19 protein-coding genes are annotated in these 19,965 nt (G+C 69.6%); 8 read left to right on the forward strand and 11 right to left on the reverse strand.

The genetic code is table 11. The features are described from left to right. Positions 1 to 22: 22 nt before the first annotated feature. From minC (LGR69_RS08475) to LGR69_RS08495, 5 genes are all read left to right on the forward strand, one after another. On the forward strand, positions 23 to 778 hold the full coding sequence (gene minC / locus LGR69_RS08475) for a septum site-determining protein MinC (RefSeq protein ID WP_230365762.1): 756 nt from the start codon (positions 23 to 25) through the stop codon (positions 776 to 778). A gap of 487 nt (positions 779 to 1,265) precedes the next feature. Further along, complete coding sequence (minC, locus tag LGR69_RS08480) at positions 1,266 to 1,994, forward strand: septum site-determining protein MinC (RefSeq protein WP_230365763.1); 729 nt, start codon at positions 1,266 to 1,268, stop codon at positions 1,992 to 1,994. A 28-nt stretch (positions 1,995 to 2,022) separates the two neighbouring features. Next, positions 2,023 to 2,838: a septum site-determining protein MinD gene (gene minD, locus LGR69_RS08485; RefSeq protein ID WP_007561227.1), complete on the forward strand. Its 816-nt coding sequence runs from the start codon at positions 2,023 to 2,025 to the stop codon at positions 2,836 to 2,838. Then, positions 2,835 to 3,173 (forward strand): cell division topological specificity factor MinE, encoded by a 339-nt coding sequence (minE, locus tag LGR69_RS08490; protein WP_007561229.1) that lies wholly within the window; start codon positions 2,835 to 2,837, stop codon positions 3,171 to 3,173. The genes minD and minE overlap by 4 nt, the downstream gene beginning before the upstream one ends. A gap of 159 nt (positions 3,174 to 3,332) precedes the next feature. Further along, on the forward strand, positions 3,333 to 4,217 hold the full coding sequence (locus LGR69_RS08495; protein WP_230365764.1) for an alpha/beta fold hydrolase: 885 nt from the start codon (positions 3,333 to 3,335) through the stop codon (positions 4,215 to 4,217). Here the strand turns inward: LGR69_RS08495 and LGR69_RS08500 are convergent. From LGR69_RS08500 to LGR69_RS08510, 3 genes are all read right to left on the reverse strand, one after another. Further along, the gene (locus tag LGR69_RS08500) at positions 4,198 to 5,643 is read right to left on the reverse strand and encodes a cytochrome P450 (RefSeq protein ID WP_230365765.1); all 1,446 of its coding nucleotides are present in this window, start codon (positions 5,641 to 5,643) and stop codon (positions 4,198 to 4,200) included. The two genes, LGR69_RS08495 and LGR69_RS08500, sit on opposite strands and share 20 nt — an antisense overlap. Positions 5,644 to 5,763: 120 nt before the next feature. Beyond that, complete coding sequence (locus tag LGR69_RS08505; protein ID WP_122162520.1) at positions 5,764 to 8,412, reverse strand: ABC transporter ATP-binding protein; 2,649 nt, start codon at positions 8,410 to 8,412, stop codon at positions 5,764 to 5,766. A 330-nt stretch (positions 8,413 to 8,742) separates the two neighbouring features. After that, entirely contained in the window at positions 8,743 to 9,444 is a 702-nt protein-coding gene (locus tag LGR69_RS08510; RefSeq protein ID WP_007561237.1) for an SDR family oxidoreductase, read from the reverse strand. 368 nt (positions 9,445 to 9,812) lie between these two features. On the opposite strand from LGR69_RS08510, the gene typA reads away from it, so the two are divergent. Beyond that, the gene (gene typA, locus LGR69_RS08515) at positions 9,813 to 11,639 is read left to right on the forward strand and encodes a translational GTPase TypA (protein ID WP_007561238.1); all 1,827 of its coding nucleotides are present in this window, start codon (positions 9,813 to 9,815) and stop codon (positions 11,637 to 11,639) included. 427 nt (positions 11,640 to 12,066) lie between these two features. Here typA and LGR69_RS08520 read toward each other — a convergent pair whose 3' ends face one another. The 5 genes from LGR69_RS08520 to cysK all read right to left on the reverse strand — a co-directional run bounded on the left by LGR69_RS08520 (position 12,067) and on the right by cysK (position 14,849). Further along, entirely contained in the window at positions 12,067 to 12,219 is a 153-nt protein-coding gene (locus tag LGR69_RS08520; RefSeq protein ID WP_007561240.1) for a hypothetical protein, read from the reverse strand. Beyond that, positions 12,212 to 12,529, reverse strand: a complete 318-nt coding sequence (locus tag LGR69_RS08525) for a hypothetical protein (RefSeq protein WP_230365766.1) — start codon at positions 12,527 to 12,529, stop codon at positions 12,212 to 12,214. The genes LGR69_RS08520 and LGR69_RS08525 overlap by 8 nt, the downstream gene beginning before the upstream one ends. Continuing rightward, positions 12,529 to 12,867, reverse strand: a complete 339-nt coding sequence (locus tag LGR69_RS08530; RefSeq protein WP_007561244.1) for a hypothetical protein — start codon at positions 12,865 to 12,867, stop codon at positions 12,529 to 12,531. The genes LGR69_RS08525 and LGR69_RS08530 overlap by 1 nt, the downstream gene beginning before the upstream one ends. Before the next feature lie 123 nt (positions 12,868 to 12,990). Beyond that, positions 12,991 to 13,488 carry a hypothetical protein gene (locus LGR69_RS08535; protein WP_230365767.1) on the reverse strand — a complete coding sequence of 166 codons (498 nt, stop codon included), beginning with the start codon at positions 13,486 to 13,488 and terminating at the stop codon, positions 12,991 to 12,993. Between the two features lie 386 nt (positions 13,489 to 13,874). Next, on the reverse strand, positions 13,875 to 14,849 hold the full coding sequence (gene cysK, locus LGR69_RS08540; RefSeq protein WP_230365768.1) for a cysteine synthase A: 975 nt from the start codon (positions 14,847 to 14,849) through the stop codon (positions 13,875 to 13,877). A 281-nt stretch (positions 14,850 to 15,130) separates the two neighbouring features. On the opposite strand from cysK, the gene LGR69_RS08545 reads away from it, so the two are divergent. Then, positions 15,131 to 16,093, forward strand: a complete 963-nt coding sequence (locus LGR69_RS08545) for a TAXI family TRAP transporter solute-binding subunit (protein WP_230365769.1) — start codon at positions 15,131 to 15,133, stop codon at positions 16,091 to 16,093. A gap of 11 nt (positions 16,094 to 16,104) precedes the next feature. On the opposite strand, the gene LGR69_RS08550 is transcribed toward LGR69_RS08545, so the two are convergent. Beyond that, positions 16,105 to 16,635, reverse strand: a complete 531-nt coding sequence (locus LGR69_RS08550; RefSeq protein ID WP_007561252.1) for a GcrA family cell cycle regulator — start codon at positions 16,633 to 16,635, stop codon at positions 16,105 to 16,107. A gap of 417 nt (positions 16,636 to 17,052) precedes the next feature. On the opposite strand from LGR69_RS08550, the gene LGR69_RS08555 reads away from it, so the two are divergent. Next, the gene (locus LGR69_RS08555; RefSeq protein WP_091860456.1) at positions 17,053 to 18,240 is read left to right on the forward strand and encodes a patatin-like phospholipase family protein; all 1,188 of its coding nucleotides are present in this window, start codon (positions 17,053 to 17,055) and stop codon (positions 18,238 to 18,240) included. Between the two features lie 54 nt (positions 18,241 to 18,294). On the opposite strand, the gene LGR69_RS08560 is transcribed toward LGR69_RS08555, so the two are convergent. After that, complete coding sequence (locus LGR69_RS08560) at positions 18,295 to 18,423, reverse strand: hypothetical protein (protein WP_007561257.1); 129 nt, start codon at positions 18,421 to 18,423, stop codon at positions 18,295 to 18,297. 83 nt (positions 18,424 to 18,506) lie between these two features. Further along, positions 18,507 to 19,919 (reverse strand): pyruvate kinase, encoded by a 1,413-nt coding sequence (pyk, locus tag LGR69_RS08565; protein WP_230365916.1) that lies wholly within the window; start codon positions 19,917 to 19,919, stop codon positions 18,507 to 18,509. Positions 19,920 to 19,965 lie beyond the last annotated feature (46 nt).

The raw sequence follows: 19,965 nt of genomic DNA on the forward strand, positions 1-19,965 counted from the left end.
GCCCCGGGCGCAGCCGCGCCGCATGGATGCGTCAGACATCCTCACGACACCGAAAACGCCCGTGACCCAGCCGACATCCGAGCCGGCGCGCCCGCCGATCCGCTTCCGCGGCCGCTCCTTCATGGCCACCGTGCTGGCCCCGATACCGCCCGTGGCCGAGTGGTTCGGCGACCTCGACGCCCTGAACCGGCGCGCGCCCAACTTCTTCGCCGGCCGGCCGGTGATCCTCGACCTCGCCGGGCTGAAGCTCACCCGGGAGGATCTCGACGGCCTGCTGGCGGAACTCGCAGCCCGCAGGATCGCGATCCTTGGCATCGAGGGCGCGCCGCCGTCGATCCTCACCCCCGAGCTGCCGCCGGCCCTGTCGGGCGGTCGCCCGGCCGGCGAGGTCGCCACACCGGGCGAGGAAACGCCGCCCGAGCCGGCGCTCAAGGAGAACGCCGCGCGCTCGCTGATCCTCGACGCGCCGGTGCGCTCCGGCCAGACCGTACTGCATCTCGAGGGCGACGTGACCGTGCTCGGCGCCGTCGCCTCGGGCGCCGAGGTGATCGCCGGCGGCTCGATCCACGTCTACGGCGCCCTGCGCGGCCGGGCGGTGGCGGGCGCCGCCGGCAACCCGGGCGCGCGGATCTGGTGCCGCCGCTTCGAGCCGGAACTGGTGGCGATCGACGGCCTCTACCGCGCCGCCGACGACCTCGACCCGGGCTTCCGCGGCCAGGCCGTGGAGGTTCGGCTGGTGGAGGATGCGATCAAGCTGGGGTTGTTCGAGCGGGGGTGAGGAAAGCAGGCGGCACGGACCCGCGTTCGCCGCTGAGCCAACGCCACGCGCGGACGCAGGGGCAGAGCCTGAAGGGCGGAAAACCTGCCCGGGATATTGATGAATACGCGAAGGATCGCGCGAAGCTGCGCCGGGATCGCATTGGCGTCCAACCGCGGTAAGCGGCGCGCGCGGTGATGTTCAGCGTGCCGCGAATATCGCGCACTGCAGATGCACCGTGCAGGTCCGAGCAATCGCGTCGCATCGGCAAATGCGATCTGCGCTAAGAGCTTAGCCAGGATCGACCCTGCGCGGTCGCGACGTACTATCGGACTGCGTCAGCCGGAAACCAGGCGGTGGTCGGGCCCCATCTGACCACGGGCCGCACCGACCCCTTGGTCCGCCGATCCCAGGATCCCGGCAGAATTTGCCGACCGGATCCAAAACTTAACCCTTCGGTAACCATGCCCGCCGTCAATGGTCCGGTAAGGACTCTTAACGGGCCGACATGAGCGAAACCCTCCCCGAGCCGATCGACGACCCGGAGACCGCCCCAGCGGCGGCTCCTGCGCCCCGGCCGCTCAGCCTTCGCGGGCGGGCGTTCAAGGGCCTGGCCCTCACCCCCGAGCCGCCGCTTCCGGAGTGGCTCGCGGGCCTCGACGCGGCGCTCAAGCGCTCGCCGACCCTGCTGAAAGGCCGGGCCGTGATCCTGGACTGCGCCCAGCTCAAGCCCGAGCCGGACGCGCTCGAAACGTTAATGGCCGAGCTCAAGGCCCGCGGCATCGCGGTCCTGGGGATTGAGGGGATCGACACCGTCGCGTCCGGATTGCCGCCGCTGCTGGTGCAGGGGCGCCCGTCGGACACGGTCGAGATGCCGGCCGCCCCCGCCGAGCCGGAGCCGCAGGTGGTCACGTCGATCACCGTCGAGGGTTCGGTGCGCTCCGGACAGAGCGTGATCAACCCGACCGGCGACGTCACCGTGATGGGCTCCGTCTCCTCCGGCGCCGAGATCCTGGCGGGCGGCTCGATCCACGTCTACGGCGCCCTGCGGGGCCGCGCGATCGCCGGTGCGGCGCGCAACCCGCGAGCACGAATCTACTGCCGCAAATTCGAGCCCGAGTTGCTGGGGATCGACCGCCTCGTGCGGACGGCGGAGGACATGGGCACGGCCCTGCGCGGCAAGGCCGCTCAGGTCTGGCTCGATGGCGGCAACATCCGAATGGCAAGCTTAGACTAGTAAGCTCAGGATCAAGGGAGATCGACGCGTGGCAAAGGTTCTCGTCGTCACATCGGGCAAGGGCGGCGTCGGCAAGACGACGACGACCGCGGCCCTCGGAGCGGCCCTGGCGCAGGGTGGGCAGAGCGTGTGCGTCGTCGATTTCGACGTCGGCCTGCGTAACCTCGACCTCGTCATGGGTGCCGAGCGCCGGGTGGTCTACGACCTCATCAACGTGGTCAACGGCGACGCCAAGCTGCCGCAGGCCCTGATCAAGGACAAGCGGCTCGACACCCTGCACCTGCTGCCGGCCTCGCAGACCCGCGACAAGGACGCGCTCACCGATGCCGGCGTCGCCCGGGTGATGGAAGAGCTGCGCGAGCGGTTCGACTGGGTGGTGTGCGACTCGCCGGCCGGCATCGAGCGCGGCGCCCAGCTCGCCATGCACCACGCCGACGTGGCCGTGGTGGTGACCAACCCCGAGGTCTCCTCGGTGCGCGACTCCGACCGGATCATCGGCCTCCTCGATTCCAAGACCGCCAAGGCGGAGAAGGGCGAGGAGATGGAGAAGCACCTGATCCTCACCCGCTACGACCCAATGCGGGCCGACCGCGGCGACATGCTCAAGACCGAGGACGTGCTCGACATCCTGTCGATCCCGCTGCTGGCGATCATCCCCGAGAGCCAGGAGGTGCTGCGCGCCTCGAACCTCGGCTGCCCGGTCACCCTCAACAACCCCCTCTGCGCCCCGGCGCGGGCCTACGCCGATGCGGCGCGCCGGCTGAAGGGCGAGGACGTGCCGATGAGCATGCCGACCGAGCGGAAGTCCTTCCTCGACAAGCTGTTCATGCGGAGGGCGGCATGAGCATCCTCGGTATCTTCCAGAAGCGCAATTCTGGCGCGGTCGCCCGCGACCGCCTGCAGCTGATCCTCGCCCATGAGCGCGCCGAGTCGGGTCGCCCCGACCTGGTGATCCAGCTCCGCGAGGAGATCCTGGCGGTGATCGCCAACCACGTCTCGGTCGAGCCGGACAAGGTGAAGGTCACCCTGGAGCGCGGCGAGGGCGTCTCGACGCTGGGCCTCGACATCGAGCTTCCGCTCGGTGCCTCGGCCAAGCTCGATGCGAAGCTGGCGGCCAAGCTCGCCGAGGTCGCGGCGAACAAGGTCGGACGCAAGCCGGCCGCCAAGAAGGCCGCTTGAGCCCGGCCGCACGCGCCACCGCCGACACGAACCTGCGCGAGCCGCGCCCGCTGAGCCGGGTGCGGCTTCGCCTTTTTAAGGGGCCTCGACCGGGAGCGGTGCCGCCCCATCTCGTCCGCACGGCGGCGGCTGACCGTCGACCGCGTCGGGGAGTTGACCGTGCCGAGCGCCACCACGGATGACGGTGTCCGACTGCATTACGAAGAGAGCGGCACCGGGACGCCGCTGATCTTCGTGCACGAATTCGCCGGGGATCACCGCAGCTACGAAGCGCAGCTGCGCCATTTCGGCCGGCGGTACCGCGCGATCGCGTTCAATGCCCGAGGCTACCCGCCCTCGGACGTGCCGGAATCCGTCACCGCCTACTCGCAGGCCCGTGCCGCCGACGACATCCTGTCGATCCTCGACGCCATCGGGGCGCCCCGGGCCCATGTGGCCGGGATCTCGATGGGTGCCTTCGCGACCCTGCATTTCGGGCTGCGCCACCCCGATCGCGCCCTGTCCCTGTGCCTCGGCGGTTGCGGCTACGGCGCTGAGCCGGACCGGCAGGAGATGTTCCGCGCCGAGGCCGAAGCCACGGCGGAGATCCTGCGTCGCGACGGCATGGAGGCCTTCGCCGAGCGCTACGCCTACGGGCCGACGCGGGTGCAGTTCGAGACTAAGGACCCCCGCGGGCACGCCGAGTTCAAGCGCATGCTGGCGGAGCATTCCGCGACCGGCTCGGCCAACACCCAGGCCGGCGTCCAGAAGGGGCGGCCCTCGCTCTACGACCTGCAGGACGCCCTGGCGCAGATCTCCGTGCCGACCCTGATCGTCTCGGGCGACGAGGATTGGCCCTGCCTCGCCCCGAGCCTGATGCTGAAGCGGGTCATCCCGTCGGCCGCCCTCGCGATCCTGCCCAATACGGGCCACGCGCTGAGCGTCGAGGAGCCCGACGCCTACAATCACCTGCTCGATGGGTTCCTGGCGCAGGTCGAGAGCGGACGCTGGCCGATGCGCGACCCGCGGGCGGTCTCGACGACCATCACGGGGATCCGGGGCTGAGCGGATCCCGCGGGATCAGCCGGAACTTGGCGAAACGCTGCGGCTGGGTGGTGACCACCGCGTGCGGCAGGATCGGCTCGCGGTCCTCCAGCACCAGCCGGAAGCGGGCGAGCAGCCGCGCCAACGACAGGACCGTCTCGATCAGCGCGAATTGCGCACCGATGCAGACGCGCGGCCCCGCCCCGAACGGCAGGTAGGAGAAGCGGGCCGGCGGTTTCGCTCCCGGCAGGAAGCGGCTGGGGTCGAAGGCCTCCGGATCGGACCAGAGCGTCCGGTGCCGGTGGAGCACCCACGGGCTCACCATGACGATGTCGCTCTTCTTGACCGGGTGACCTGCGATCGTGTCGGGGCCCAGCGCCCGGCGGACGATGACGAAGGCCGCCGGGTAGAGACGCAGGGTCTCGTCCACCGTCGCGCGGATGAGCGGCAGCCGCCCGTCGCTCTGGCAATGGGTCGGGTCGGTGAGGTCGGCTGCTCGCGCCTCGGCGGCGAGCCGCTCCTGCAATTCGGGGGCAAGCGCCAGCATGTAGGCGGCCCAGAACAGGGTCCCGGCCGTGGTCTCGTGGCCGGCCAGGATCATGGTCGCCACCTGATCGCGCAGCTCCGCGGCACTGAAAGGGGCGCCGGTATCCGGGTTGCGGGCGGTGGCGAGCAGGTCGAGCAGGTCGCCGGAATGGCCCGCCTCGCGCGTCGCCGCCTGGCGGGCCGAGATGATCCGGTCAAGGAACGGGATCCAGCGCCGCCGGAAGCGCGCCCGGGACCAATCGAGCGGCACCGGCCAGCCCGGCGGGATCACGATGTCGAGGAGATGGGGCCGGCCGATCTTGATGCTGTACTCGGCGATGAAATCGCGCAGCTCCGGGCCGTACTGGTCCATGCCGACCGAGAACATGCTCCGGCCGGCGATCTCCAGAGCCAGCCGGTGGAAGGCCATGAACAGGTCGATCGGACCGGCCGCCGCCTCGGTGACGATCCGCTCCATGCCGTCGTCCACGGCGGCGGCGATGTGCGGCACCAGCCCGTCGATCGCCCGGGGCGTGAAGGCCGGTGCCAGGGTCCGGCGCTGGTGGCGCCAGGCTGAGCCCTCGCTGATCAGCAGCCCGTCGCCGAGGATCGGGCGCAGGATCCGCACCGTCCCGCTGGTGCGGGCGTAGTTGGCCTGGTTCTCGACCAGGAAATGGCGGATCGCCTCGGGATCGCTCAGCACGTAGCTCGACCGGCCGAGCAGGCCGCGGCGGGTGATCGGTTCCTCGAAGGCGCGCCGGGGGAAGCCCGCCAGACCGTTGTCACGGATCGAGCGCAGATAGGCCGGGAGCGGCAGCTCGTGCTCCGCCAGGGCCGGGTGCGGCGGCACCAGGCGCGGCAGGCCGGCGAGGCTCGGGCTGGACCGGGCCGAACTCGCGATCGCGTCCGATAATGGGGGCATGTCGGACATCCTGTGCCGGAGACGGCCCGCACTGTAAACCGCCGGGCGACGCGGGTCGCGCGTCGCGGCTCATCGAACGCGCGCACCACCGGAGCGGCGTCCGGGCCGGCCGCGCGGGGATCACTCGGCTGCGTTGCGCAGGCGGGATTCGTTGGGTCGCAGCGGCAGCCGCGCGGGGAAACGGGCGGCGTCGGCCTCGCTGGACACGCTGGCGACCAGGCTGGCGCGCGGCAGGACCGCCGCGGTCACGTCGAGCAAGGTCTCGACGCCGCGCTCCAGCTGCTCGCTCACCCGGTCCACCACCAGGATCTCCGGGTCGCGCAGCAGCGCCCGGCCCAGGCCGATCCGGACGCGCACCCGGTCGGTGAGGAGCTGACCGCGATTGCCGACCTCCCTATCGAGGCCGCGTCTCTGGACCGGGCGCTCGAGGTCGAACTGGCGGAACACGGCCCGGGCCTCGCGCTGGATGATCGCCTCGCCGTGCATCCGGGCCGTGTCGATGCGGCCGAACAGGAGATTGTCGAGCACCGTGCTGCGCGGGTTGATCCGGTTGGGATCGTAGGATTCGATATCGCAGCCGTCATGGCCGTGCATGAACGCCTGCACCACGCCGCGGGCACCGACGATGCGGAGCTTGAGCGGCTGGTCGAGCAGGCCGAAGCGCATCCGCGGCTCGACATAGGCCAGCGCGAGCGCCAGGAACGCGACGCTGTCGGCCTCGTCCAGGCGGCCCTCCGCGGGCAGGCGGGCGAGCCGGCGCAGGTAATCCGGCAGCGCGTCCGGGGTGATCAGCGAGAAGCGCCGGAACAGCGGGTGACCGGGCGGCACGTCCGCGAAGATGTCCTTGAGGTTCTGGGCGATCGCCACGCCCATGCGGTCGAGGTCGTCCAGCAGCTTCACCCGCTCCAGGGCCTCCCGGAACAGCCGCACGCTGGCCAGCCGTCGCGGATCCGTCAGGCTCGGGTCGCGCGGCACCCCGAACATCAGGTTCTCCGCCACGGTCGCTTGCTGGTTGTAGGTCCCGCGGGAGAACGGGATTACCAGGTCGGCGAGCCCGCTCCGGGCGAAATGCTCGCGCAGATGCTCCCGGGCCGCGATCATGCGCTGGCCCGCCGGGGTATCGTGGACCACCGTGCTGAGGGCGCCGAGGCCGAACCGGTACAGGTCGTCGCCGAGATCGAGGCGGAAGAGCAGGTCGAGCAGGCGCTCGTCGAGCTCCCGGGCGTCGCGGACGCCGAACCGGCCGTAGTCGATCCACGGATCGTCGATGCTGTCGGCGGGATTGCCGGTCTTCACCGCCTCGTTGATCCGCGTCTTGCTCAGGTCGATGCCCTTGGTCCGCAGCGGCTTGATCCGCAATCCGTAGAGCAGGTTGTCGCGTACCGTGCCGGGGAACAGGACCGGTTCGAGATCCGCGAAGGCGATGCGGCGGGACCGGGTCGCGCGCGGCAGGGTGGACAGGTCGTGATCGCCGATCCGCACCGTGCCGCTGGGGGGAACGCGCAAGCCGGCCAGCACGCGGGCGAATTCCTGCGCGACCGGCCCGGGGGGAACCAGGGCGAGCTGGGCGGGCAGGTCGGCCTGGATGTCGCCGACCTCGATCGGCAGGCCCCCCTGGGGATCGCGCAGCGCCAGCGCCTCGACCCGCAGCGGGCTGCCGAGCCGCGGCGGCGTCCCATGGATCTCCCGCTCCGCAGGTTGGAGGCGCTGCGGCCCGAAATGCGCCGCCACGGTCTCGTACTTCACCTCGACGTCGAGGCGTTGCTGGTCCCAGTCGATCAGCTCCTTCAGGGGCGGCGGCAGGTCACGATAGGCGGCGAGCACCGCCACGAGCTGGCCGATATCGAGCTCGCCCTTGAGCGCGAACACGCCGCCGATGGCGTAGAACAGGAACGGGGTCACCTGCGCGAGCAGGTTGTTGAGATATTTGACCGCAAATTTCCGGCGGTAGATGCGCAGGCGCAGGTCGTAGAGGCTGTAGAGCCGGCCGCCGATCTCGGCCCGCTCCCAGCGGCCGGTGTCGTTGAGCGTCACCGCCGGCAGGCCGTCGAGCACCTCGGCGACCCGGCCGGCCAGGTTGCGCGAGGCGATCTGGCGCTGGCGGCTGAGCAGGATGATCTGGCGCCGCAGCCGCGGGATCACGGTCATCTGCACCGCCACCATCCCGCCGGCCGCGAGGCCCAGCCAGACGTTCTGCATCATGATGAAGGCCAGGGCGGTCGCCGCCTGGGTGCCGAGGAAGACCGGGACCACGATCGCGTCGCCGATGAAGGAGCCGATCGGCTCGACCTCGTCGCGGATGATCGTCGCCGTCTCGGACGACTTCACCTCGCGCTGCGCCTCCGGGGTGAAGCGCAGCATCAGCGAGAACAGCTGGAAGCGCAGCCGGCGCAGCATCCGCTCGCCGAGGATGCCTTTCTGCAGGTTGATCCAGAACTTGAAGGCGCCGTTGATCAGGACGAGTGCCAGGAACAGGGTCGACAGGCCCAGCAGCAGCTCGAACCGGTCGAACTGAAACCCCTCGAACAGCCGCGTGGTCCCGCCGCCCAGCGGGGCCGGCCAGTCGATCGTGATCTCGAGGAACGGAGCGGTCGCCTCGCCATGCGCGAACGCCTTGCCGGTAATCGCGTCGTTGACGATGCGCTTCGGCAGATCGAGCGACGCGAAGTAGAATGGCAGCGACGCCAGGACCACCGCGCAGATCTTGAGCTGGTCGGCCTTGGAGTAGCGCCAGATATACGGGAAAAGTCGCGGCTCAAGCTCGCGCATCGCGTCCGTCCGGTGTGCGCCCGTACTGGCGGAGTCGATGCGGGTTTGTCGTGCGCCCGCGCACAGATCCGAGCCGGAACGCCATTGAGGGTCGCAGTTCCATTCAAGAGGCCTGGCGGGGAGCGGGGCTTCGGGGGCGCGTCAACGGACCGGTGCCGCCGGCCGGGCCCGAACAACCGGGCTCCGGCAGCGCTGCGTCCGTCGGCGCGACTCCGCTTCCCCGATGCGAGACAGCAGCGTCATTCCACCGTCATATAGGGCAACAGGGCCGTAGGGCGGCACCGCCGCGGATCAGAACTTGCGCCTGCGCAATCCGCGCGGGACGCCGGGTCAGATCGAGCGGGTCAGGCCGCCGTCGACGCGCAGGTTCTGACCGGTGATGTAGGCCGCGCCGTCCGAGGCGAGGAACGCGATCGTAGCGGCGATCTCGTCCGTGCTTCCGTAACGGCCCATCGGGACGCTCTGCCGGCGCTCCTCCGTGGCGGGCAGACTGTCGATCCAGCCGGGAAGCACGTTGTTCATCCGAACATTGTCGGCCGCGTAGGTGTCGGCGAACAGCTTGGTGTACGCGGCGAGCCCGGCCCGGAACACCGCCGAGGTCGGGAACATCGGGCTCGGCTCGAAGGCCCAGGCGGTCGAGATGTTGATGATCGCGCCGGCACGCTGCGCCTGCATGACCGGCGTCACGAGGCGTGCCGGCCGCACCACGTTCAGGAGATAGGTATCCAGGCCGGCGTGCCATTGCGCGTCCGTGATGTCGAGCAACGGTGCCCGGGGCCCGTGGCCGGCGCTGTTGACCAGGACGTCGATCCGCTCCCACCGGGCCATCGCCCCGCCGACCAAGCGCTCCAGATCCTCGGTGGATTGGTTCGAGCCGGTAATCCCGAAACCGCCCAGCTCCTGCGCCAGCGCCTCCCCCTTGCCGGACGACGACAGGATCGCGACCGCATAGCCCTCGGCCGCGAGCTTCCGGGCGGCGGCCGCCCCCATGCCGCTGCCGCCTGCCGTGACGAGGGCCACCTTCCTGCTCATAGCGTACGCTCCGTTCTCGCCCGGCAATGCGACCGCCGCCGGGACAGGGGCGGCGAATCGCCACCGCCGGCAGACCGGGTCCGTTTACGGCACCGGAGCCGTCGAACGCAGCGGCTTCTCCTGAAAATATCGCGCCGTGCAGCCGGCCGGCAGGCCGATCGCGGCGTCGCCGGCAGAAAAATCCTGGCACCACGTGTGGTTTAGCCGGGCACGACGCACGCCACGAAAGGCCGGCATGTGCGCGACGGCCTTGCGGGCGGACGCGTGGGCTTATATTGCGACGCAACCACCACGACCGTACCTCACCCGGCGCGGACGGCCGCGCCGCGCGGCCGCCAGGGAGCCGGCACAACCCGTTTCGGGCCGCCATGAATCTGCGCAACATCGCCATCATTGCCCACGTCGACCACGGCAAGACGACGCTCGTCGACAAGCTGCTGGCCCAGTCCGGCACCTTCCGCGAGAATCAGCGGGTCGAGGAGCGGGCGATGGACTCCAACGACCTGGAGAAGGAGCGTGGCATCACGATCCTGGCCAAGGCGACCTCGGTCGTCTGGGAGGACACCCGCGTCAACATCGTCGACACCCCCGGCCACGCCGATTTCGGCGGCGAGGTCGAGCGCATCCTGTCGATGGTCGACGGCGTGATCGTGCTGGTGGATGCCGCCGAGGGGCCGATGCCCCAGACCAAGTTCGTGGTCGGCAAGGCCCTCAAGATCGGCCTGCGCCCCATCGTGGCGATCAACAAGGTCGACCGTCCGGATGCGCGCATCAACGAGGTCGTGAACGAGGTGTTCGACCTGTTCGCGGCTCTCGACGCCACGGACGAGCAGCTCGACTTCCCGATCCTCTACGGGTCGGGCCGCAACGGCTGGATGGCCGACAGCCCGGATGCCGACCCGTCGGTGGGCCTCAAGCCGCTGTTCGAGCTCGTGCTCAAGCACGTGCCGCCAGCCAAGGTCGAGGACGGCCCGTTCCGGATGCTCGGCACCCTGCTCGAGGCCAACCCGTTCCTGGGCCGGATCATCACCGGCCGCATCGCCTCCGGCACCGTCAAGCCGAACCAGCAGATCAAGGTCCTGTCGCGGGACGGCAAGGTGGTCGAGACCGGTCGCGTCTCCAAGATCCTGGCTTTCCGCGGCCTGGAGCGCGCCCCGATCGATGTCGGCGAGGCGGGCGACATCGTCTCCATCGCCGGCCTAATCAAGGGCACGGTGGCCGACACGTTCTGCGACCCGCAGGTGGACACCCCGATCCAAGCCCAGCCGATCGATCCGCCCACCGTGACCATGTCGTTCATCGTCAACGACTCGCCGCTCGCCGGCACCGAGGGTGACAAGGTCACCAGCCGCATGATCCGCGACCGCCTGTTCAAGGAGGGCGAGGGCAACGTCACGCTCAAGATCGAAGAGGCCGCCGACAAGGACTCGTTCTACGTGTCCGGCCGCGGCGAGCTCCAGCTCGCCATCCTGATCGAGACGATGCGGCGCGAGGGTTTCGAGATCGCCGTCTCCCGGCCGCGCGTGGTCTACGAGAAGGACGAAGAGGGTAACCTGCTCGAGCCGATCGAAGAGGTCGTGATCGACGTCGATGAGGAGCATTCCGGCGTCGTCGTGCAGAAGATGTCCGAGCGCAAAGCCGAGATGCTGGAGATGCGGCCGTCGGGCGGCGATCGCCTGCGCCTCGTGTTCCACGCCCCGACCCGCGGCCTGATCGGCTACCAGGGCGAGCTGCTGACCGACACCCGCGGCACGGCGATCATGAACCGCCTGTTCAAAGCCTACGAGCCCTTCAAGGGCGAGATCGCCGGACGCCGCAACGGCGTTCTGATCTCGAACGACAAGGGCGAGGCCGTGGCCTACGCCATGTGGAACCTCGAGGATCGCGGCCCGATGATGATTGAGCCCGGCTGGAAGGTCTATCAGGGCATGATCATCGGCGAGCACAACCGCGAGAACGATCTCGAGGTGAACGTGCTCAAGGGTAAGAAGCTGACCAACATCCGCACCACCTCGAAGGACGAGGCCGTGCGCCTGACGCCGCCGATCCGGATGACCCTCGAGCGCTCGCTCGCCTGGATCCAGGACGACGAGCTGGTCGAGGTCACGCCGAAGTCGATCCGGCTGCGTAAGACCGTGCTCGATCCCAACGACCGCAAGCGCGTCGAGCGCTCGTCGAAGGATACCGCCGCCTGAGCTGAAGGGCGCATCACGACCGGGCCTTCATGCCCGGTCGCCGGTGGAAATCCCTGTCCTCCCGCGTTGCCGCATCGAATCCTGCCGCCGAGCCTCTGGGCTCGGCGGATCTGCTTTGAGAGGGCTGCGTGAAACCCGTGGGTCCGACGCCCGATCTGGCGCCGGGCCGACCGCTGTCGCGTTCGATTTGGGCCGCTGACGTCTGCGAGGATCGCGCGGACCGATGGGTCGCCGCCGAAACCGGTGGCAGGGCAGGGGGGCGCGCACCGACAGGACGAGGTTTGGCACGCCTGCGCCGCGGCCTAATGCGCACCGGTCAAAGATCGTCCGGGCGGCCCAGCCGCTTCACGTCCTGCTGTCTTGCGGGAAGGACCTCCGGCCGACCTCGAGACGCGTGCCTCGCGGTCGCCGGCGCCCCTTAGGATCCTCAGCTGCTGCCCGGATCGGTCTCGTCGTTCTGGCTCTTGCCGCCCTGCGGACCCATCCCGGGCTTGCCGTCGGTCTTCTCGTTCGGGTCCTTCACCGCGTCGGGCGCCACGTTGGCCGGCTTCTTCGGTTTCGGATCTTCACGCTCACTCATTCTTGTTCTCCTGCTCGACGCGATAGTGGCCGTCGGCCACCTTTTGGTCAGCAGCCGGGCCCCGCGACGCTGTCTGGTCGGAATGGCCGCCCGACGAGCCGCCGATGGCGGGCGGTGCGCGTCCGGCCTCGCCGGATTTGCCCCAGCCCTCCTTGGATTCGGTCTTGGCCGCTCCGCCCGCGCCCATATCGGTGATCGCCGCCTGTTCGGCGGTCTGGTGACCACCGCCGGCCGGGTGCTCGCCCGGTGACCCGACCGTATCGTCCGGCTTCCGGGTGACCGTGCCGGAATCGCTGGTGATTCTACCCATCACCGCTTCCCGTCATCCTGGCCGACCGCGGCGGTCGCCCGGTCGATCGCTTCGCCCAAATTCGAACCCTTGCCGGACGCGGTGCCGAAATCGCCCTGCAACTTCTTCAGGTTCTCAGGCGGCGTCTCGGCCTCGGTGGCGTCCGTGGCATCGGAGCCGGGCGTGCCGGAGGCGATCCGGGCCGCCTGGGCGTCGCCCGCCGGGTCCCGCTTGAGGTCGGTCTGGGTGTTGGCCGCCAAGCCCACGTCGAGGGGCGAATCCTGGCCGAGATCCTGGCCATTGCGGTCCGCGTTGGCGTTGAAATCCTTCAACGACGGCCGCTTCGTCTGCTCTGCCATGGCGTCTGCCTCTCCTGTGTCGCGCTGTTGCGGGACAACGGGGGCGGGAGACCAGAGTTGCGTCGGGCGTTCCGATCCGGCGCGGGCGGTGCTCCGCCTGGCGCAATCGTGCCCGCTGCAGCGTCAGGGCCCGACGATCCTGGGTGTCATGCCCTGGACGAGCGCCCGAACCGAATCCTCGGCGTGGCCGGGGCTGTCCGCCTTGGCCTGGATCGTCAGGAGGTCGCCGTCGCGCAGGATCACCGCGGTCGATCCCCCGCCATTGCCGAGCCCGTAGACCGTGATCCATCCGACCGCCGGGCTGACCGGCAGGGATGAGAGGCGGCAATCGGGGTTCTGCTTGATGCAGAGCGATTCGAGCTTGGCGAAGGACGTCTCCCCGGATCGCACGCGCTTCTCGGTCCCGTCGGTCAGCCGTCCGAGCTCGATGTCGACCGTGGCCGAACCCTTGCACGCGGAACACGTCATGGTCAGGCTCAGCGGCGTCGCCTGCACCGACGCCTTCGGGTCGATCGCGATCCTGACCTGATCCACGACGCTTGTGAGATCGTGGCTCGCGAAGCCCTGAGCCTGCGCCGTCTGGGCGAGCAGGCAACTGATGAGAACGAGAAGCCAGCGCATGCGAGTCAGTCCGTCCGGTGCCGGATCGCGGGTGGAGCGACGGCCCGTGATCCAGATGACCTATGCGCGCGGTTTTTCCAAGGTTCTCATCCGGGAACAGCGCCGCTCCGGGTGCATGGCCAAGTCAAAGTGAAAGGATGGTGGCTGCGACCGCGTCAAATCTTCGGATTTTTTCGGCCGTAAAATCGTTGCTGTCCATTTCGGTCGCCAAGAGGTCTTCCGTCATCTGCAGCAGTTGAAGAGTAACGAAGGTTGAATACTGAAACATTTCTTAGGCACGGTATCGTCCCGGCCTCCCGCCAAAGAAAAAGCCGCGCCGGCCCCATGGGGACAGACGCGGCTTGAAACGTCAGCGTCGGCGCGCGGCGCGCCTTCGCCAAACCGGGCTAGCCGATGCCGTCGAACAGGGCCGACGAGATGTAGCGCTCGGCGAACGAGCAGGCGATCGTGACGATCCGCTTGCCCTGGAATTCCGGCCGCTTGGCCAGTTCCAGCGCGGCCGCGACGTTGCCGCCGGTCGAGATGCCGCCCGGAATCCCCTCCAGACGGGCCAGCGCCCGCGAGGTCTCGAAGGCGGTGTCGTTGGAGACCTTGAGCACGCCGTCGAGGATGTCGGTGTGCAGGTTCTCCGGGATGAAGCCCGCGCCGATGCCCTGGATCTTGTGCGGGCCGGGCTGGCCGCCGGAGATCACCGGGGAATCCACCGGCTCGACCGCAAAGACCTTGAGGTTCGGCAGGCGCGGCTTCAGCACCTCGCCGACACCGGTCACGGTGCCGCCGGTGCCGACGCCGGCCACGAACGCATCGAGCTGACCGCCGGTATCGGTCCAGATCTCCTCCGCGGTGGTCTTGCGGTGGATCTCGGGGTTGGCCGGGTTCGAGAATTGCTGCGGCATCACCGAGCCCGGGATCTCCTTCAGGAGCTCCTCGGCCTTGGCGATGGCGCCCTTCATGCCCTGCGCGCCCGGGGTGAGCGCCAGCTCGGCACCCAGGAAGGCCAGCATCTTGCGCCGCTCCAGGGACATCGTCTCGGGCATCACCAGGACCAGCCGGTAGCCCCGGGCCGCGGCCACGAAGGCCAGCGCGATGCCAGTGTTGCCGGAAGTCGGCTCGACCAGCGTGCCGCCGGGCTGCAGCTTGCCGGAGGCCTCGAGCGCGTCGATCATGTTGACGCCGATGCGGTCCTTCACGCTCGCGATCGGGTTGAAGAATTCGAGCTTCAGCAGGATCTCGGCGTCGACGCCGTGCTCCTTGGGCAGGCGGTTGAGGCGCACCAGCGGGGTGTTGCCGATGGTCTCAGTGATCGAGCCGTAGACACGACCGTGGCCGACCTTCGCCGGCGCGTTGAGGGAATCGGCCATCGCGGAACTCCTGCAGGTGTCGGGTCGGATCAATGTCGGGTCCGGCGGGCCCGAGCCAAGGGAAGCACTGGCGCGCCGCCGGACACGAGGCTGCGATATCGCGTCGCCGAAGCCGGGGCAATCAGGCTAAGTGTCCTGTACGAAAGTTCTTTTTGCCGGCGCTGGGGAATACCCGAAATCGTGGAAGAAGGTCTCTGATGCGCCGGCCTTTTCTGGAATATCGTTCTCCGGACGAAGGCTGTCCGTCGCGGACGCCCGGGGCGGACGACCAGGATTGTCAAATGACGCGCCATTTGACCGTTGGCGGCGGACCGACTCGCCGCGCCGGGCTGCTCGCCGCCCTGGGCCTCCTCCTCGGCCGGTCGGCCCATGCGGCGGAGCCGACGCGCGTCGTCCTCGCCACCGCGACGCCGGGCGGCGGCTTTCCGGCTTTCGGAGATGCCTTCGCGGCGGCGATCCAGGCGGCGGATCCCGATCTGATCATCGAGGCACGGGCCAGTGGCGGCTCGGCGGAGAATGTCGGGCTGCTGCGTGCCGGCCGGGTCGACCTGGCTTTGGTCCAGGGAGAATACGCCACCCCGGCCCTGGCCGAGCCCGGCGGTCTCACGATCCTCGCTCCGATGTATCCGACGCCCGGCCTGTTCGCTGTGCCGGCGGGGAGCGCGATCCGCACCGTCGACGACTTGCGCGGCCGGACCGTGGTGCTCGGCACGCACAATTCCGGCCTCACGGTGATGGGCCGCAGCGCGCTCCAGGCTTCGGGGCTCGACCCCGAACGCGACATCCGCCCGATCCTGCTCGACCGGGCCGGCGACGGGCCGCCGATGGTGCTGGAGGGGCGCGCGGAGGCACTCTGGGGCGGTGGGCTCGGTTGGCCGGGCTTCCTCGCCCTGGCGCATGCGCCCGGCGGCGCTCGGTTCTTCGGACCGTCGGAGGCCGGCATCGCCCGCCTCGCCCAGCCGGGCGCGACGCTCCGGTGGCTGACGGTCCCGCCCGGAAGCTTTCCCGGCCAGGCCGATGCGATCGAGACGATCGGATCCTGGAGCCTCGTTCTCGTCCGGCCCGGCTTCGCGGCCGACACGGCCTACAGGATCGTCCGCGCGCTGGCCCGGTCAGACATGGCGGCGCGCCACCCGCAGGGCTCGGCGAGCCAGCCGAAGAACCTCTCCGAGATCGCGCCGGCCGCGCAGATCCATGACGGCACCCGTCGCTACCTCAGCGAGGTCGGGGTCCCGATCCGCTAAGGCACCCGATCCTAGCGGAACGAGGCGACGCGCCGGTCGCGCTTGCGCTCCGCGGCCGGCTGATAGGCGATCTCGGCGTGGTGCGTGCAGTAGGGCAGGCCGGTGATCGAGCGGGCGCCGCAAAACCGGAATTCCGGCGTGGTCGGATCGCCGAGCGGCCAGCGGCACATGGATTCCCGCAGGTCCATGATCGTGACGCGCTGCGACACCGACAGCGCCACGGGCTCCGGTGCCGCCGGGGCGGGCGTCGGGAAGACCGGCGCAGGGCGATGCGAGAGGATCGCCACCGGCTCGGGCGCCTGGGTCTCGACCACCGCGATGGCGGTCTCGATCTCCACGGCCTTGGCGGCCTGCGGCGCAACCTGAGCTTCCTCGCCGCCCCGGGCACGACCGCCCAGGCCGAGGCGATGCACCTTGCCGATCACCGCATTGCGCGTGACGCCGCCGAGTTGCGCCGCGATCTTGCTCGCGCTCTGCCCGTCTTCCCACAACCGGCGCAGGAGCGCCACGCGATCATCCGTCCAACTCAGGCCCGCTTCCATAGTCCCCCTCCGCCCCCTGCGGCCCGTGCGCTGTGACTGGGCGACGATCTGCGGTCCGGGTCGGCCAGGAACCTCGGCCGGAAGGCCGTGCGGACCGCACCCTTGCGCGTCACCCATGCGCGTCGGCTGCCGCACCGCGTGCGACACCCTGTCTCGTCAGGCCACGACCGGACCCTAGCGCGGCGCTCGCGACGCTTGCAAGGGCGGCCCCGAGACCGAGACCGGCCCTGTCCACCGGCAATGGCCGCCGCATCGGGGAAGGTGGTTACCGCCGCCTCGGGCTCGGCGGGGCGTGGCGCCGGCGTCACAGGCTGGAGCAATCGCACCGAATGCTCGGCGTGACCGGAACGTGGTCACGGCCAAGCTGCTTTCGTGTGGCAGAAGGGGCGAGCGTTGCTGTTATTTAGGGTGAGGACGATGGGTTACCGTCAGGGGTCGCTGCGGGCGCTGGTCGCGCTCGCGCTGGCCGGCCAGGTCGCGGCCTGCGGCAGCGTCCCGCGCACTGCCTACACGGCCGAGCAGGCGGCCTTCGCCAGCGTGCCCGGCATCCCGGGCGCGCGGGTCTATGCCGACGCGTCGGTCGAGACCATCGCCGAGCTTGCCGGAAATCCGCAGCGCCGGTCCGCCGGCTTCAACTACCTGGCACTGTCGGGCGGCGGCGGGGACGGCGCCTACGGGGCCGGCGTGCTTAACGGCTGGACCGCCTCCGGCACCCGTCCGGAATTCACGCTGGTCTCCGGCGTCTCGACCGGCGCGCTGATCGCCCCCTTCGCGTTCCTGGGCCCGGCCTACGATCCCTACCTCACCGAGTTCTACACCAGTGGCGTCGCCGGCGAGCTGGTGACCTCGCCCAACCTCGCCAACATCGTGTTCGGCTCGGGCCTGTTCGGGGACGGGCGGCTGCGCAACCTGATCGGCCGCTACGTCACCCCGGAGCTGCTCACGGCCATCGCGGAGGAGCACGCCAAGGGCCGGCGGCTCATGGTGGTCACCACCAATCTCGATTCGCAGCGCGCCGTGATCTGGAACATGGGCGTGATCGCCTCGAGCGGCGCACCGAACGCGCTGGAGCTGTTCCGCGACGTCCTGGCCGCTTCGGCCAGCATCCCGGCGGTGTTCCCGCCGCAGATGATCGACGTGACGGCCGCCGATTCCCGCTTCCAGGAGATGCATGTCGACGGCTCGGTGGTCACGCCGGTCTTCACGCTCCCGCAGACGCTGCTGCTGCGTGACGGCAGGATCCGCACCGGCGGCAAGGCCAACATCTACGTGGTGATCAACGGCCGTCTCGAGCCGGATTTCGAGGTGACGAAGAACAACACCCTGTCGATCGTCGAGCGCTCGTTCACGACGGCGAGCCGCGCCCGCTCGCGCGCCACGTTGTCGGCGACCTATGCGCTCGCGCGCAACAACGGGATGGGCTTCAACCTCACCTATATCGACGAGAACGGCCCGAAGGTGTCCGCCGCCAAGGGCTTCGATACGGCCTACATGCGGGCCCTGTATCAGGAGGGGCTGGAAAAGGGCCGGACCGGCACCTTCTGGCAGCACACCGTTCCGGCGTCGCCGACGCTCAAGCAGACCGCAAACGCGGTGGCGAACTGATAGCGCTAATAATTAGCGCCGCGCGCCCTCTCGGGCGCGCGGCGATCGGGACCTTTACTTGCCCAGGATCTTGGTGACCAGACGGCCGATCGGGGTCGCCGTGCTGGCGTTCCGGTCGTCGCGGTCGATGGGGCGGTTCTCGTTGCCGAGAAGCTTGGTGACGATGCGTCCGATCAGGCTCATGGCTCTCTCCGGCATTCGCGCCAAAACGGCGCAGCTTGTCCATTAACGGACGATGCGCGGGCGACGTTCCCCGGCTCCCGGCCTCACACCTGCATCAGGCGAATGTTGTTGGTGTTGCCCATCGTATGGAACGGGATGCCGGCGGTGACGACGATGATGTCGTTCGGCTTGGCGAAGCCCTCCGCCTGCGCGTGCAGGCCGGCCTTGGCGGTCATCTCCTCGTAGGAATCGACATCGTCGGTATGCACGCTGTGCGCGCCCCAGAGCAGGCAGAGCCGGCGGGACGTGGCGAGGCTCGGTGTGAGCGCCAGGATCGACGAGGCCGGGCGCTTGCGGGCGACACGCGCCGCCGTCGTGCCGCTCGTCGTGTAGGTCACGATCGCGGCGGCCCGCACCGCCTCGGCGAGATCCGCGGTGGCGGTCGCCACGGCATGGGGCGGCGTCTCCTCCTCGCCGGGCTCGGAGGCGGCCACGATCGAGTGGTAGAGCTTGTGGCCCTCCACGCTGCGGATGATCCGGTCCATCATTGAGACCGCCTCCACCGGATATTTCCCGGTGGCTGATTCCGCCGAGAGCATCACCGCATCGGCGCCGTCGTAGATGGCCGTGGCGACATCGGAGGCCTCCGCCCGGGTCGGTGCCGGCGCCTGGACCATCGAGTCGAGCATCTGGGTCGCCACGATCACCGGCTTCACGGCGAGCCGGCAGGCGCGGATCAACTCCTTCTGCCGCCCGGGCACGTCCTCGTGCGGAATCTCGACGCCGAGATCGCCGCGGGCGACCATCACGGCGTCCGAGAGCCGGATGATGTCGTCGATCCGCTCGAGCGCCTGCGGCTTCTCGATCTTCGACATGATGCCGGCGCGGTCGCCGATGATCCCGCGCGCCTCGATCACGTCGGACGGCTTCTGGACGAAGGACAGGGCGACCCAATCGACGCCGAGTTCGAGCCCGAAGGCGAGGTCGGCCCGGTCCTTCTCGGTGAGCGGCGACAGGTCCAGCAGGGTGCCGGGCAGGTTGACGCCCTTGCGGTTCGAGATCGGGCCGCCGGTCACAACCTCGGCGGTGATCGAATCCCGGTCCGGCCCGACGACGCGCACCCGCACACGCCCGTCGTCGATCAGGAGTTCCTGCCCGGGCACCACCGCGGCGAAGATCTCCGGATGGTGGAGCGGAATGGCCTGCTTGTCGCCTTCGGCTCCTTCGAGCACGAAGCGGATCGTCTCGCCGGCCACCAGATCGAGGCGGCCGCCCTGCAGCGTACCGATCCGGATCTTGGGGCCCTGCAGGTCCTGCAGGATGCCGATCGGGCGGCCGACCTCGCGCTCCAGCGCCCGGATCGCGGCATGGACCTTGGCGTGATCCTCCTGCACCCCGTGGCTGAAATTGAGCCGGAAGGTATCGACCCCGGCGAGGAACAGGGCGTGCAGCCGGTCGGGCGCGAAGCTTGCGGGACCGACCGTGGCGACGATCTTGGCGTGGCGGTGACGGCGCATGCGGGTCTCTGCCTTCAACACGACCTCCGGGAATCGGCCGGGCGAT

Source organism: Methylobacterium brachiatum (assembly GCF_020523825.1).
GTDB classification, from domain to species: Bacteria; Pseudomonadota; Alphaproteobacteria; order Rhizobiales; family Beijerinckiaceae; genus Methylobacterium; species Methylobacterium brachiatum.

Excerpts from the sequence above, each read along its gene's own strand:
- typA (WP_007561238.1), top strand. The coding sequence starts at position 9,813 with ATGAATCTGCGCAACATCGCCATCATTGCCCACGTCGACCACGGCAAG.
- minC (WP_230365763.1), top strand. The coding sequence starts at position 1,266 with ATGAGCGAAACCCTCCCCGAGCCGATCGACGACCCGGAGACCGCCCCA.
- LGR69_RS08545 (WP_230365769.1), top strand. The coding sequence starts at position 15,131 with ATGACGCGCCATTTGACCGTTGGCGGCGGACCGACTCGCCGCGCCGGG.
- LGR69_RS08530 (WP_007561244.1), bottom strand. The coding sequence starts at position 12,867 with ATGGCAGAGCAGACGAAGCGGCCGTCGTTGAAGGATTTCAACGCCAAC.
- LGR69_RS08550 (WP_007561252.1), bottom strand. The coding sequence starts at position 16,635 with ATGGAAGCGGGCCTGAGTTGGACGGATGATCGCGTGGCGCTCCTGCGC.
- LGR69_RS08510 (WP_007561237.1), bottom strand. The coding sequence starts at position 9,444 with ATGAGCAGGAAGGTGGCCCTCGTCACGGCAGGCGGCAGCGGCATGGGG.
- LGR69_RS08555 (WP_091860456.1), top strand. The coding sequence starts at position 17,053 with ATGGGTTACCGTCAGGGGTCGCTGCGGGCGCTGGTCGCGCTCGCGCTG.
- LGR69_RS08500 (WP_230365765.1), bottom strand. The coding sequence starts at position 5,643 with ATGCCCCCATTATCGGACGCGATCGCGAGTTCGGCCCGGTCCAGCCCG.
- minE (WP_007561229.1), top strand. The coding sequence starts at position 2,835 with ATGAGCATCCTCGGTATCTTCCAGAAGCGCAATTCTGGCGCGGTCGCC.
- LGR69_RS08535 (WP_230365767.1), bottom strand. The coding sequence starts at position 13,488 with ATGCGCTGGCTTCTCGTTCTCATCAGTTGCCTGCTCGCCCAGACGGCG.
- LGR69_RS08505 (WP_122162520.1), bottom strand. The coding sequence starts at position 8,412 with ATGCGCGAGCTTGAGCCGCGACTTTTCCCGTATATCTGGCGCTACTCC.
- LGR69_RS08560 (WP_007561257.1), bottom strand. The coding sequence starts at position 18,423 with ATGAGCCTGATCGGACGCATCGTCACCAAGCTTCTCGGCAACGAGAAC.
- pyk (WP_230365916.1), bottom strand. The coding sequence starts at position 19,919 with ATGCGCCGTCACCGCCACGCCAAGATCGTCGCCACGGTCGGTCCCGCA.
- cysK (WP_230365768.1), bottom strand. The coding sequence starts at position 14,849 with ATGGCCGATTCCCTCAACGCGCCGGCGAAGGTCGGCCACGGTCGTGTC.
- LGR69_RS08520 (WP_007561240.1), bottom strand. The coding sequence starts at position 12,219 with ATGAGTGAGCGTGAAGATCCGAAACCGAAGAAGCCGGCCAACGTGGCG.
- LGR69_RS08525 (WP_230365766.1), bottom strand. The coding sequence starts at position 12,529 with ATGGGTAGAATCACCAGCGATTCCGGCACGGTCACCCGGAAGCCGGAC.
- minC (WP_230365762.1), top strand. The coding sequence starts at position 23 with ATGGATGCGTCAGACATCCTCACGACACCGAAAACGCCCGTGACCCAG.